Annotated in this window: 6 protein-coding genes and 2 tRNA genes; 5 read left to right on the plus strand and 3 right to left on the minus strand. The window is 59.1% G+C overall.

Annotation, left to right across the window (positions count from 1 at the left end; all coding sequences use genetic code 11):
- Window positions 1-51: 51 nt before the first annotated feature.
- Complete coding sequence (punC, locus tag N7V53_RS00570) at window positions 52-1,248, plus strand: purine nucleoside transporter PunC (RefSeq protein ID WP_279791539.1); 1,197 nt, start codon at window positions 52-54, stop codon at window positions 1,246-1,248.
- A gap of 297 nt (window positions 1,249-1,545) precedes the next feature.
- Window positions 1,546-2,694, plus strand: coding sequence for a cyclopropane fatty acyl phospholipid synthase (gene cfa, locus N7V53_RS00575; RefSeq protein ID WP_279791540.1), 1,149 nt, complete (start codon window positions 1,546-1,548; stop codon window positions 2,692-2,694).
- Window positions 2,695-2,762: 68 nt separating this feature from the next.
- Here the strand turns inward: cfa and N7V53_RS00580 are convergent, their stop codons facing one another.
- Window positions 2,763-3,401 (minus strand): riboflavin synthase, encoded by a 639-nt coding sequence (locus tag N7V53_RS00580; RefSeq protein ID WP_023481404.1) that lies wholly within the window; start codon window positions 3,399-3,401, stop codon window positions 2,763-2,765.
- A 268-nt stretch (window positions 3,402-3,669) separates the two neighbouring features.
- Here N7V53_RS00580 and mdtK point away from each other — a divergent pair, with 268 nt between their 5' ends.
- The 3 genes from mdtK (at window position 3,670) to N7V53_RS00595 (ending at window position 5,359) form a co-directional block, all read left to right on the plus strand.
- Window positions 3,670-5,043 carry an MdtK family multidrug efflux MATE transporter gene (gene mdtK / locus N7V53_RS00585; protein ID WP_124968465.1) on the plus strand — a complete coding sequence of 458 codons (1,374 nt, stop codon included), beginning with the start codon at window positions 3,670-3,672 and terminating at the stop codon, window positions 5,041-5,043.
- Window positions 5,044-5,193: 150 nt separating this feature from the next.
- Window positions 5,194-5,270, plus strand: a tRNA-Val gene (locus tag N7V53_RS00590).
- 12 nt (window positions 5,271-5,282) lie between these two features.
- Window positions 5,283-5,359: transfer RNA gene (locus tag N7V53_RS00595), tRNA-Val, on the plus strand.
- A gap of 162 nt (window positions 5,360-5,521) precedes the next feature.
- Here N7V53_RS00595 and N7V53_RS00600 read toward each other — a convergent pair.
- Together N7V53_RS00600 and N7V53_RS00605 are read right to left on the minus strand one after the other, a co-directional pair.
- On the minus strand, window positions 5,522-12,052 hold the full coding sequence (locus N7V53_RS00600) for an AIDA repeat-containing protein (RefSeq protein ID WP_279791543.1): 6,531 nt from the start codon (window positions 12,050-12,052) through the stop codon (window positions 5,522-5,524).
- Window positions 12,053-12,083: 31 nt separating this feature from the next.
- The gene (locus tag N7V53_RS00605; RefSeq protein ID WP_279791544.1) at window positions 12,084-13,340 is read right to left on the minus strand and encodes an autotransporter strand-loop-strand O-heptosyltransferase; all 1,257 of its coding nucleotides are present in this window, start codon (window positions 13,338-13,340) and stop codon (window positions 12,084-12,086) included.
- Between the last annotated feature and the right edge of the window lie 126 nt (window positions 13,341-13,466).

The following is a 13,466-nucleotide window of genomic DNA, read 5'->3' on the forward strand; positions in this document are numbered from 1 at the left end:
CACTCCTTACACTTCCCCACCCTGATTACCTGCAATTAAAGAGAAATGAGAATGCAACCTGGCAAAGGATTTTTAGTCTGGCTCGCGGGCTTAAGCGTGCTGGGCTTTTTAGCCACCGACATGTATCTGCCCGCTTTCAGCGCAATTCAACAAGATTTAAACACCTCTCCCGCCGTGATCAGCGCCTCGCTGAGCCTGTTCCTCGCCGGGTTTGCGGTGGCGCAGCTGCTGTGGGGGCCGCTGTCGGATCGCTATAGTCGCAAACCGATTCTGCTGATTGGGCTGTCGATTTTCGCCCTGGGCTGTCTTGGCACCCTCTGGGTGCGCGACGCCACCTGGCTGCTGGTGCTGCGTTTCGTGCAGGCCGTCGGCGTCTGTGCCGCTACCGTTAGCTGGCAGGCGCTGGTGACGGATCACTATCCGGCGCACCGCGTTAACCGTATTTTCGCCACCATTATGCCGCTGGTCGGCTTCACCCCGGCGCTGGCCCCGCTGCTCGGTGCCTGGCTGCTGGCCCATATTGAATGGCAGGCAATTTTCGCCACCCTGTTGGCCATCACCGTGGTGTTGATGATCCCGGCTTTCCGCCTCAAATCGCCGGTAAAAAAAGTGGCACACGACCAGCAGGCGCTCACCTTCCTCGATCTGCTGCGCGCCCGTGATTATCGCGGCAACGTGATGATCTACGCCGCCTGCTCCGCCAGCTTCTTTGCCTGGCTTACCGGCTCGCCGTTTATCCTGCACGAAATGGGCTATGGCCCGTCGGTGATTGGTCTGAGCTATGTGCCGCAGACGTTCGCCTTCCTGATGGGTGGTTACGGCTGTCGCGCCGCGCTGCAAAAATGGCAGGGATCGCGCATGTTACCGTGGTTACTGAGTGGCTACGCCCTGAGCGTACTGGCGACCTGGGCAGTCGGCTTTATTCCCGGCGTCTCGCTGACCGCGCTGATGATCCCCTTCTGCCTGATGGCGGTGGCGAACGGGGCTATTTACCCTATCGTGGTTGCGCGGGCGCTGCGTCCCTTCCCGCAGGCGACGGGGCGCGCGGCGGCGTTGCAGAATACCCTGCAACTGGGGCTCTGCTTCCTCGCAAGCCTTGTCGTCTCGTGGCTGATCATTACCCCGCTGCTGACCACCACCAGCGTGATGCTCGCCATGGTGCTGCTCGCGGCACTCGGTTATGGCATTCAGCATCGCGCAGACGAAGAGCAGGATGAGGTGCGTGAGCCCTCCTCCGCGCGCAGGTAGTTGCTGACGGGACTGTCGCTGATGGCGTAATTAGCACACTATTAGCGACAAGTTGAATCACCTGATATTGAGGCCTATACTAATTTTCGGCTATCTCATAAATACGATAAATATTATGCAGTAACGGGCACCGGAGCGTGCTCGTTTCCCCAAGGAGGGCCTTTTCTGGCAAGGGTCTCTCCCTTCCTCTGTTCTACGTCTGATATCAGCCTCACGGTGCAAACCGTGAGATTTCTCACAAATTCTGCCAGCGTCTACGCTTGTAGAGTTCTGATCGCTATTCGTGATGGAGAAGGTATGAGTTCATCGTGTATAGAAGAAGTGAGCGTGCGGGATGACAACTGGTTCCGTATAGCAAACGAACTGCTGGGCCGCGCAGGCATTCATATTAATGGTCCCGCTCCCGCAGATATTCAGGTGAAAAATCCTGATTTTTTTAAACGCGTTTTACAGGAGGGATCGCTCGGACTCGGCGAAAGTTATATGGACGGCTGGTGGGAGTGCGAACGGCTGGACATCTTCTTTACCCAGGTACTGCGCGCCGGCCTGGAAAAACAGCTTCCACACCATCTCAAAGATACCCTGCGCATTGCCGCCGCCCGGCTCTTCAACCTGCAAAGTAAAAAGCGGGCGTGGATTGTCGGCAAAGAGCACTACGATCTCGGCAACGATCTCTTTACCCGCATGCTCGACCCCGCGATGCAGTACTCCTGCGGTTACTGGAAAGAGGCGACTACCCTAGCCGAAGCGCAGCAGGCAAAATTGCGACTTATTTGTGAAAAATTGCAGTTAACGCCTGGCATGCGCGTGCTGGATATCGGCTGCGGCTGGGGCGGACTGGCACAATTTATGGCACAGCACTATGGTGTCCGCGTGGTCGGCGTCACTATTTCGGCAGAGCAGCAGAAAATGGCGCAACAGCGCTGCGCCGGGCTGGATGTGGAGATTCTGTTGCAGGATTATCGCGATCTGCGCGATCAGTTTGACCGCATCGTCTCCGTCGGCATGTTTGAACACGTCGGGCCGAAAAACTACGCCACCTACTTTGATGTGGTCGACAAAAACCTGAAGCCGGACGGCCTCTTTTTACTCCACACCATCGGCTCCAGAAAGACCGATAACAATGTTGATCCGTGGATTAACCGCTATATCTTCCCGAACGGCTGCCTGCCCTCGGTGCGCCACATCGCTACCGCCAGTGAGCCGCACTTTGTGATGGAGGACTGGCACAACTTCGGCGCCGATTATGACCGCACGCTAATGGCCTGGTATGGGCGCTTTCTCGCCGCGTGGCCGGAGATCGCCGACAACTACTCCGAGCGCTTTAAACGCATGTTCAGTTACTATCTGAACGCCTGCGCCGGGGCCTTTCGCGCCCGCGATATTCAGCTCTGGCAGGTGGTGTTTAGCCGCGGCGTCGAGAAAGGTCTGCGCGTCGCGCGTTAGCGCTGCGTTTGACCAACAAAAAAGCCGCAACGTTTACGCAGCGGCTTTTTGCTGTTTGTGGCGCCTGGTTACTCGACGACATTCACCACAACAGCGGCCTCTTTTGCCGCCAGTACGCGCTCGACGGTGTCGACAACGGCCTGGGTTTGCGGATCGATCTCAATATTGACGCGCTGGCCCAGCTTTTTGGCACTCAGCGTGGTGCGCTGCAGCGTTTCCGGGATCAGGTGCACGCAAAAACGCGTGGCGGTGACTTCGCCGACCGTCAGGCTGATACCGTCAATGCCGATAAATCCTTTATAAAGGATGTATTTCATCAGCGTCGGATCCTGCACTTTAAACCAGATCTGGCGGTTATTTTCCGAGGCGAGGATTTTGACGATTTCAGCGGTCGACATAATATGGCCCGACATTAAATGTCCGCCAATCTCATCGCTGAATTTCGCCGCGCGCTCAACGTTAACGATATCCCCGACTTCGAGTTCGCCAAGGTTGGTAATACGCAGCGTCTCTTTCATCAAATCGAAGCTGATATGGCTACCGTTAATCTCGGTGACGGTCAGACAGCAGCCGTTATGCGCAATGGACGCCCCGGTTTCAATTCCGTCCAGCATCGTTTCAGGCAGTTCAACAACGTGGGTGCGAAAATTCGGTTTTTCGTCAATCGACACCACTTTTGCCGTGCCCTGTACAATACCCGTAAACATAATCATCACTCCTGTTTCATTCTTACGGCATTACCGTGTGCTTCACGCACAATAACAGGTGAAAAATTCCCTTGCCAGCCTGAAGCCCGCTTTGCGGCGAAAGATAATTTTGATTTATGGATAACGTGGCAAAAAGAGACGTTAACAGGTACTATTTGAGCAGATGTCGCACCTATCGCAGTGCGGCATTTTTTGTCGCACAAGGATATAACTCCTTTCTCTTAAGTATTTCCATTCTCTCTTATAACAACAATATATAGGTGTTCGCGTGCAGAAGTATGTAACAGAGGCGCGTCAATTACTGGCACTTGCCCTGCCGGTGATTTTTGCGCAGGTTGCCCAGACGGCGATGGGCTTCGTCGATACCGTGATGGCCGGGGGCTATAGCGCCACGGATATGGCTGCGGTCGCTATCGGTACCTCTATCTGGTTTCCCGCGATTCTTTTTGGTCACGGCCTGCTGCTGGCAATGACGCCGGTGATTGCGCAGCTGAATGGTTCCGGGCGTCGCGATCGCATTGCCCATCAGGTTAGCCAGGGGTTCTGGCTGGCGGGTGCCGTTTCAGTGCTGATTATGATTGTGCTGTGGAACGCCGGGCATATTATTCGCACCATGCATAACATCGACCCGCTGATGGCCGATAAAGCGGTCCACTTTTTACGCGCGCTGATGTGGGGCGCGCCGGGTTACCTCTTCTTCCAGGTGTTGCGCAACCAGTGCGAAGGGCTGGCGCGCACCAAACCCGGGATGGTGATGGGCTTTATCGGCCTGCTGGTCAATATTCCGGTGAACTACGCCTTTATCTATGGCCGTTTCGGCATGCCGGAACTGGGCGGCGTCGGCTGCGGCGTGGCGACCGCGTCGGTCTACTGGGTGATGTTTATCTTTATGCGCCTCTACGTGAAGCACGCCGGTGCCATGCGCGACATTAAACATGCTGCCCGCTTCGCACGGCCCGATATGGAGGTGCTGAAACGGCTGACCCAGCTTGGCTTGCCGATTGCGCTGGCGCTCTTCTTCGAAGTGACCCTGTTCGCCGTGGTCGCGCTGCTGGTCTCGCCTCTCGGCATTGTCGATGTTGCCGGGCACCAGATTGCGCTTAACTTCAGTTCATTGATGTTCGTGTTGCCGATGTCGCTGGCGGCGGCGGTCACCATTCGCGTCGGCTTCCGCCTCGGCCAGGGCTCAACGATTGATGCCAAAACCTCGGCGCGTACCGGGTTGATGGTCGGCGTTTGCATGGCGGCTATTACCGCGGTGTTTACGGTGCTGATGCGCGAACAGATCGCCCTGCTCTATAACGACAACCCGGAAGTGGTGGCGCTGGCATCGCATCTGATGATGCTGGCGGCAATCTATCAGATCTCTGATTCGATTCAGGTAATCGGCAGCGGTATCCTGCGTGGCTATAAAGATACGCGCTCGATCTTCTTTATTACCTTTATCGCCTACTGGGTGCTGGGGCTGCCGACCGGCTACATTCTGGCGCTGACGGATCTGGTGGTTGCCCCGATGGGGCCGGCAGGCTTCTGGATGGGCTTTATTATTGGGCTGACCTCGGCGGCGGTGATGATGATGCTGCGCATGCGCCATTTGCAGCGTCAGCCTTCGAGCCGTATTTTGCAGCGCGCGGCACGCTAAACTGCTGTAGCCGCCTGCGGGCGGCTACTTTCAGCGCGTTTTGCTCAGTTGTTCCGCAATCGAGTGAATTCAGTAAGAAATCTGCCATTTTCCACTTGCCACATCTGCGGCCTGCCGCTAATATTCGTCCCCGTTGTCAACCACAACATTGCGTTCATAGCTCAGTTGGTTAGAGCACCACCTTGACATGGTGGGGGTCGTTGGTTCGAGTCCAATTGAACGCACCATCCTTCTTCAGTGCGTCCGTAGCTCAGTTGGTTAGAGCACCACCTTGACATGGTGGGGGTCGGTGGTTCGAGTCCACTCGGACGCACCATTCGTTGTTACTCTCTGTTTTATCCCCTTTATTTCATCTCAGCATCAGCATCACCCGCACGCCTTTTGCGCGTTACCGGCCGTGATAAAAACTTCCCCAAGAAATAACAGACAAAAAAAACCGCACCTCGCGGCGCGGCTTTTCATATTACTGCAAGGCTTATCAGAAGCCGACTTTCAGCGTGATTTGACCACCGTAGCCGCCGGTACCCGCGTCATCAATGCTGCGGGTATAGCCCGCGCGCACCCCGAGGGTCACGTTGTCGCGGATCTGGCCATCGATGCCGATATCCAGCGCTGCTGCGGTGCCATCCTGATCCGGATTGAACGACGTTTCGCTGCCAGCTACACCCGGCGCGCTAACATTCAGCGTGCCCTTCGAGTCGAAGGTCTGGATAAAGGACGGACGGATAAACCAGCTTACCGGTACCGGTTTGCCACTCTCTTTCAGCGTCGCGTTGTTGCCCAGACGCAGACCGGCACGCACCTGCTGGCTGTGACCGTCGCCGAACTGAACGTCGGCCACATCATCACTACCATCTTTCAGGTTCACGCCGCGATACTGGTACTGCACCTGCGGTTCCAGCACCAGGCCGCTGCCAATCTCAAACGGCAGACCGGTTTCGAAGGAGCCAACGTAGCCCCAGCCGTGGGTTTTCAGGCCGTCGCCGTCACGCGGATTGGTGTCGAAGTTGTGGCGAGTCCCCTGCGCCACTACGTCCATCCACCAGCCGCTCTCATGCACGCCGTTGAGGTAGAGACCGCCGCTGTAAGCGTCATCGCGAACCGTACCGGCTTTCGACTTGTTGTTACGCTGCACGTCGATGGCAGAGAGACCTGCCGCACCGTAGATCCCAGTGGTCCACTCCATGCCAGAGCCTGAGCCCTGCCACAGATCGCTACCGATCTGCAGGAAGGTGTAGCCGCCTTTGCTTTCCGGCGTGTTGCCGTTGCTCAGGTCACTGCCGCCGTGATCGTGGCTCAGCTGACCGGCCTGGAAACGGGCCCACATATTGCTGCCGCCTTCGGTCGGAGTACGCGCCGCATAGCGACGGGCATCCAGCGAGCCGAGCAGCGCACTGTCATAGTCCATTGCCTGGGCGTAGACGGAGCTATAGAGGTACATCGCCGAACGGTAGTTCTGCGGGCCGTCTGCGTTACCGCCTGCCTCAGCGGTGGTCAGATACCAGCTCTCGTCGGCGCTGCCCTGTTGCAGGGTGTAGTTATACGCACCCGCCTGCAGGCTGCCGTCAAGACGGAACGCATCATCGGTAGTGGTCGCGCCGTTAATGGCGTTCACCACCTGAATGCCGTTACCGGCGGTACGCGCCCCGAGGCCGCCCTGGCTGCGAATGGCGAGTGTTGTGTTACCGGTGGCAGTACCGCCATCCAGTACCAGGCTGTCACTCACTGCGGTGTTGCCAGCAAACAGGGTGTTGAGGGTGATGGTGCCGCCATTGCCCACCAGGTTAGTGACGGTCAGGGTTTTCGGTACGAACGCCCCGGTCGGTGCCTGGTAATCAATGGTGCCGCCCAGCGTCAGGTTATCGAGCAGGGAGCTGTCGGTCATCAGCCAGTTTGAGCCTGCATCGACGGTCAGGTCGGTCGGGTCAATCATCCCGGTCAGCGTCGAGCCGTTGCTCAACTGCAAAGAGGTCCCGGCCTGGGCGATGATATCGGTCACCGCATCCAGCCCGCTGAACACCAGCGTACCGCTCTGCAGGAAGGTGCCGCCCGCCTGATTAAGCGCCCCGCTCAGGGTCAGGGTGTTGTTACCCTCTTTATAGAGCGTACCGTTGCCGTTGATCGCCGCGTTAACGGTGCTGGCGCTGTTCTCAGTGGTAATACGCAGTTCGCCGTCGTTGTTCACATTACCGGCCAGCGTACCGCCATCATTGACTTTAGTAACCCCGGTCAGCATGCCGCCCTCGGCAACGCTCAGCGTACCGTTTTCGCTGACCACGGTGTTGTTGGCGCTGCCGTCAGCGGCAACCGCCAGCAGACCGCCGCTTTCCAGCAGCAGGCTATCGGCGATCTTATTGGCAATGGAGAAGCTGCCGTTGGCGTTGGTGCCGTTAAGGGTGGTGTCGGTGCCCGCCATCAGCGCTGCGCCGCTGTTGAGATTGATATTGGTGACCGTTGCGCCATCTTCCAGCGCCAGCATGCCGCCACGTTCAATTGCCGTCAGATCCGCCACGCCCCCGGCGCGAACGAACTGGGCACCGCCTTTGCTGACGGTGGTGGCGATAGCCTTGCCGCCGAAAGTGACACTCTGGGCGCCGTTTTCGCTAACGGTGGAAGATGCGACAGTGCCGCCCTGGTTAACCACCTGATCGCCAACCACCTTGTTGTCGATGACGATCGCGCCGTCATTGACGTTCTGGATCCCGCCCTCGCGGATGATGGTGGAGATCACCGTCCCGCCGCTGTTGACGTTCTGCGTACCGCCACCGTTAATGGTGGTGTTGCTGGCGGTGCCGCCGGTCAGCACGTTCTGGATCCCGCCGACATTGATAACAGCAAAATCGGATGAACCACCGCTGTAGATATTCTGCGTGCCGCGCTCGTAGAGCGTGGTGCGTGTTGCCGTACCGCCGCGATAGACGTTCTGCACGCTGTTTGCGGAGAGATCGGTATCCACCGCGCTGCCGCGCACATTCTGCTGGCTGTCGTTGCCCAACGAGGTGTTGACCGCCGTGCCACCGGCGGCGATATTCTGCACCGCAAAGTTATCCATCAGGTTATTTTCCGCGCGGCCGCCGTTGTAAATATTCTGGATGCCGTGACGGTTGCGGGTATCGGTGACCACTGCGCCGTCGTAAATCCCCTGTACCGCATCGTCGTTCAGCACGGTAGAGATGGCTGAACCGCCGCTGTAGATACGCTGTTCTGCGCGGGTGATTTCCGAACCGGTGGTAGTGCCGAACACCTCCTGGATACCGCCATCAGTGACGATGGAGACTTCGGCGTTGGCATTTTTGTTGATTACCTGACGCCCGCCGTTTTTCACGATGCTGACAATCGACGTGCCGTCAACCACCTGCAGGCCGCCATCGACGAAGGTGAAGTCGGTGACGCCGCCAGCGGCAACGTTTTGTCTGCCACCCTCAGAGATAGTGCCGCCGTAGGTGTAACCGCCATCGTTAACGTTCTGCACGCCGCCCTTCTCAATACTCGCTTCGAAGGCCTGGCCACCGCTGCCGATATTCTGCGTCCCGCCCAGCACGCGCGCAGCGAAGGATTTCGCGCCGTTATTAACGTGCTGCTCACCGCCGTTGAGAACGGTGGAGATTGCCACCGCCGCGTTGCTGAGGATCTGCTTGCCGCCCGCGTTAATCACGCTCTGGCGCGACCAGCCGTACGGGTCAACGATCTGCTGACCGCCGTTATTGATCACCGCCTCGAACGACTGACCGTCGACGCGCTGGACGCCGCCGCTGTTAACCAGCGTGCCGCGAGCCTGGCCGCCTTTGGTGACCAGCTGTACCCCGCCGTCGCTGATGCTGGTACCGGAAGCCGTACCCTGAACCAGTTGCGTACCGCCGCCGAATACCGTGCCGTCGGAGGCCGCGCCACCGGCTGAGACATGCTGCACGCCGCCGTTTTTCACGATTGAACCGGCAGCCAGACCGCCGTTGTTGACGATCTGCTGACCGCCGTCGTTAACGATTGACGAGGTGGCGGTGCCATCTACGCTCTGCACGCCGCCGCTATTAATGTGGGTATCGGTGGTTTTACCGCTCGCCTGCACGATCTGCTGACCGCCATCGCTCAGGCTGGTGCCGGATGCCGTGCCTGCAACCACCTGTTTGCCGCCGCCAAATACCGTGCCGTCGGATGCCGCACCGCCAACATTGATGTGCTGCAAACCGCCGCTGTGCACGGTGGTCCCTGCCGCCAGACCGCCCCGGTTCACCAGTTGCGTACCGCCGTCGCGCACGACCGATGAGGTCGCGTTACCGTCGACGCTCTGCACACCGCCATTGTTGATTTGGGTATTGGTGGTTTTACCGCTCGCCTGCACGATCTGCTGACCGCCATCGCTGACGCTGGTACCGGAAGCCGTACCCGCCACCAGCTGTTTGCCGCCGCCGAAGATCGTGCCGTCAGAGGCCGCGCCGCCGACATTAATGTGTTGCAGGCCACCGCTGTTAACGATTGAGCCCGCGGCAAGCCCGCCGCTGTTAACCAGCTGCACGCCGCCGTTGTTGACCACGGCTGAGGTCGCCGAGCCGTCAACACGCTGCAAACCGCCGCTGTTGATAAGCGATCCCGTGGCGCTACCGCCCACCTGCACGTGCTGAATGCCGCCGTCGCCGATGACCGTATCACCCGCCAGACCGGCAACCTGCTGCGTTCCGCCCAGCAGAGTCGTTTTTGAAGCCGCACCGTTGGCCCGCACAATCTGCACGCCATCTTTATCAACGCGGGTATCGTTCGCGTGAGCGCCGCTGCGGATCAGCTGTTTACCACCGCTGTAGACGGTGGTGCCGTTCGCCGTGCCGTCAACATCCTGGAAACCGCCGTCATAGATTTTGCTGTCGGTGGTTTTGCCGGTCACATGAACTTGCTGCACGCCGCCTGCATCGACACGGGTGTTGGAAGCTGTCCCTTCAACAACCTGGGTACCGCCAAACAGCAGCGCATCCGACGCTGCACCGCCTTCGTTGATATGTTGCAGACCGCCGCTGTTCACTTGCGAACCGCTGGCCAGCGCGCCGGAGTGGATCAGCTGTACGCCGCCGTCGTTGACTACGGCAGCAATGGCCGCGCCGTCTACCGCCTGGGTGCCGCCGCTATTGATGATGGTATCGGTGGCTTTACCGGTGGCCTGCACCAGCTGATGACCGCCGTTATTGATGCTGGTTCCGGACGCCGTACCGGCAACAACCTGCTTGCCGCCGCCAAACACCGTGGTGTCGGACGCCGCTCCGCCTTCATTAATGTGCTGCAGACCACCACTGTTTACGGTCGCGCTCTTCGCCAGACCGCCGTTATTGACCAGTTGGGTGCCGCCGTCATAGATAACCGAGGAGGTGGCCGTGCCATCCACGCGTTGCAGGCCGCCGTCGTTGATAAGCGATCCCGTCGCGCTGCCGCCCACCTGCACGTGCTGTACGCCGCCCGCACCGATAATGGTGTCTGCCGCCACGCCCGCCAGTTGCTGAATACCGCCCAGCAGCGTGGTGGCAACGGTTGAACCGCCCGCAAGCACGCTCTGGATGCCGCCAGTGTTGATCACCGCGCTGGTCGCGCTGCCGCCGCTGCGCACTTTTTGCAGGCCGCCGTCATTCACCTCTGCCGAGAGCGAAACGCCGTCAACGTCCTGTTCACCGCCCGCGTTAACAATCGCGTCTTTGCTCATGCCGCTGGCGTGGATCTGCTGCAAACCGCGGTTATTGATGACGGTACCGGAGGTCATGCCTTCCACCAGTTGGGTGCCGCCGAGCAGAGTGGCATCGGATGCCGCACCGCCTACGCTGATATGCTGCAGCCCGCCGGTGTTGACCACACCGCCAGTCGACAGACCGCCGCGGTTAACCAGCTGCGTACCGCCCGCACTGACCACGGAGTCGATCGCCTGGCCGTCAACGGTCTGGGTGCCGCGATTGTTGATGATGGTCCCGGTGGATTTACCGGTTTCCTGGACTAACTGCGCACCGCCGTCGCTGACGCTGGTGCCGGATGCGGTGCCCGAAAGAACCTGGGTGCCGCCGCCAAACACGACGCCGTCGGAAGCTGCGCCGCCCTGTTTGATATGCTGGATGCCGCCGCTGTTGACGGTGGTGCCCGCCGCCAGACCGCCGCTATGCACCAGTTGGGTACCGCCGCCGTTGACCACCGCAGAGATCGCGGTGCCGTCAACGGTCTGGGTGCCGCGATTATTGACGATAGTGCCAATAGCTTTACCGGTTTGCTGAACCAGCTGCGCGCCGCCGTCATTGAGATGGGCACCGGATACCGTGCCAGCGACGATCTGGTTGCCGCCGCCAAAGATAGCGGTGTCGGCTGCGGAACCCCCGACGTTAACGTGCTGGATGCCGCCGCTGTTTACCGTCGCATCCTGGGAGAAACCGCCGTTGTTGATAAGCTGCGTGCCGCCAGCGTTGACCACGCCCTCGACCGATTTGCCGCTAACGGCCTGTACGCCGCCGTTGTTAATCACTGTCTGGCTAGCCAGCCCGCTTTGCAGCACGGTTTGCACGCCGCCTGCGCCAACCACGGTGCCGCTCGCCTTACCGGAGACCGCCTGCGTGCCGCCGCTGTTAAGCTGCGAGCCGGTTGCCGTGCCATCCACTTCCACAATCTGTACACCGTTAGTAACAACGGTCCCGGTGGTCTGGCCGTTCTGGCGCACAATCTGCGAGCCGCCATCCTGCACGCGAGTGTCAACGGTCTGACCGCCCGCCACGATCTGGGTGCCACGGTTGCCGATAGTATGGTTAGTGGTTAATCCGCCGGTGCGCACATTCTGTACGCCCTCCTGCACTACCTCATCCCGCACCGAATCGGTGACATCGGGGGTGAATGCCATTGCTCCGCTGCTAGCGAACAGACCGCCTACCGCCGCCGAGATCAATACCGCGCCACCTGCGCGCTTGCCTTTTGCCCGTGTCAGTTCTGAAACCACCACGAACGCCCGCTGAACGTCATTCCACACCAGCCGGTAACTGCAGTTAAGACTTTTCTTCATTTCAATGTCCTCGAAACCCGTCTCTCATCCGCTATGCGGCGTGTTGATTGGGGTCTGCCAATGCTGTTGTTTTGATGCCAAAGGGATTGCTTCGCAGGGCCATCAGCCGACGTAAATGGCCGATGACCTGCTTGCCAGTGATAAATCGTGTGCATTCGTACTGCCGGTCCGTGCCTTTGTGGCGCGGACACCAGAAATAGTCCTGATGATCAAAATTGAGTCGCACGTCATCCCAGCAGCCGTTGCAGACATGGGTGTTGATGACGCGCCAGGGGGTATAAAACTCGCTGTTTGGCAGGCTGAAACCGCTGATCAGCACCACCGGGATATGGCAGCCCCAGGCAAGCCAGGAGAGGCCGCTGCCGAGGCCGATAAAAAAGTCGGCGTGCTCCAGCAGCGCCACGCGTTCAGCCAGCGGCAGATTGCCGGTGAAATCTTCCGCGCCGTGGGGGATTTTGTTCCAGACATAACCGCGGCCGACCACACGCTCTTTGTCGATACAGAGCACGCGGTAGCCCTGCGCTTGTAGATAGTCGATGACCTCATGCCAGCCGGTGCCGTTGTTCCAGAATTTGGCCTGGCTGGTGGACTGGGTGGCGATGCAGACATAGGGCTCAGCGATGCGGCGCGGCGTGTGCTGGCGCAGATCCGGGATAATTTCGCTCGGGTCGACGCCGAGAATATGCCCGGCGGTGCGGTGCAGGCCGACAGAGCGAAAATCAAAGGGCTGTTTGTCGAGATCGCCATTAAAAAAGAGCCCGACGCGCCAGCTGGCATAGGGCGGCGCGCTCACGCCAGGCCCGGCCTGCCAGCTTTCCGGGGTGAAAAAATTGAGCTGCGGATAGACCGGCGAGAAGAGATCGGCAATCGGCTGCGCCAGGGTGCAGTCAACGTGGCACTGGTAGGTTTGCCGAAAGCGTTCGGCGTACGGCACCCAGCCGACCAGGTCGCCGAGCGTGCCGCTGGGAAAAGAGATCAGCACCCTTTTGCCGCGCATATCCAGCGCATGATCCAGCACGGGCTCCGACTGCACCCCGTCCCAGACCCGCAGACGAAACGGCACGTAATATTTTTTGGTGCTGATGACCCACCCCTGCCCGACATTGTCAGCAAAGAGGATATTTCCCGTTTCGTCATCGCTTATTTCTACCCGCCAGTTACCCGCTGGCAACAATAAACGGGCACCGTCATTAAAATCATACAGGATACCCATCGGCCCCTGTTGGGTCGGAATTTCCGGCGGTGAAATAAAAGCATATTCATGACCAACAACTGTGGAAGTCGTCATCGCCTAACCTTCATCAAGAGTCATCGCATTAAATAGGGCTGGCGGTAAATAACGAGCAGGCACCAGCCGACCTCCGGGAGTGATTCCCCGGAACGAATGTTGTTATAAATTTTTTGGGTCTCATTA

The sequence above is a fragment of the Kosakonia sp. HypNH10 genome (assembly GCF_029850615.1).
GTDB classification, from domain to species: Bacteria; Pseudomonadota; Gammaproteobacteria; order Enterobacterales; family Enterobacteriaceae; genus Kosakonia; species Kosakonia cowanii.

What these genes read in the sequence shown, in the direction of transcription:
- punC (WP_279791539.1), top strand. Translation starts at nt 52, where the DNA reads ATGCAACCTGGCAAAGGATTTTTAGTCTGGCTCGCGGGCTTAAGCGTG.
- N7V53_RS00600 (WP_279791543.1), bottom strand. Translation starts at nt 12,052, where the DNA reads ATGAAGAAAAGTCTTAACTGCAGTTACCGGCTGGTGTGGAATGACGTT.
- cfa (WP_279791540.1), top strand. Translation starts at nt 1,546, where the DNA reads ATGAGTTCATCGTGTATAGAAGAAGTGAGCGTGCGGGATGACAACTGG.
- N7V53_RS00605 (WP_279791544.1), bottom strand. Translation starts at nt 13,340, where the DNA reads ATGACGACTTCCACAGTTGTTGGTCATGAATATGCTTTTATTTCACCG.
- N7V53_RS00580 (WP_023481404.1), bottom strand. Translation starts at nt 3,401, where the DNA reads ATGTTTACGGGTATTGTACAGGGCACGGCAAAAGTGGTGTCGATTGAC.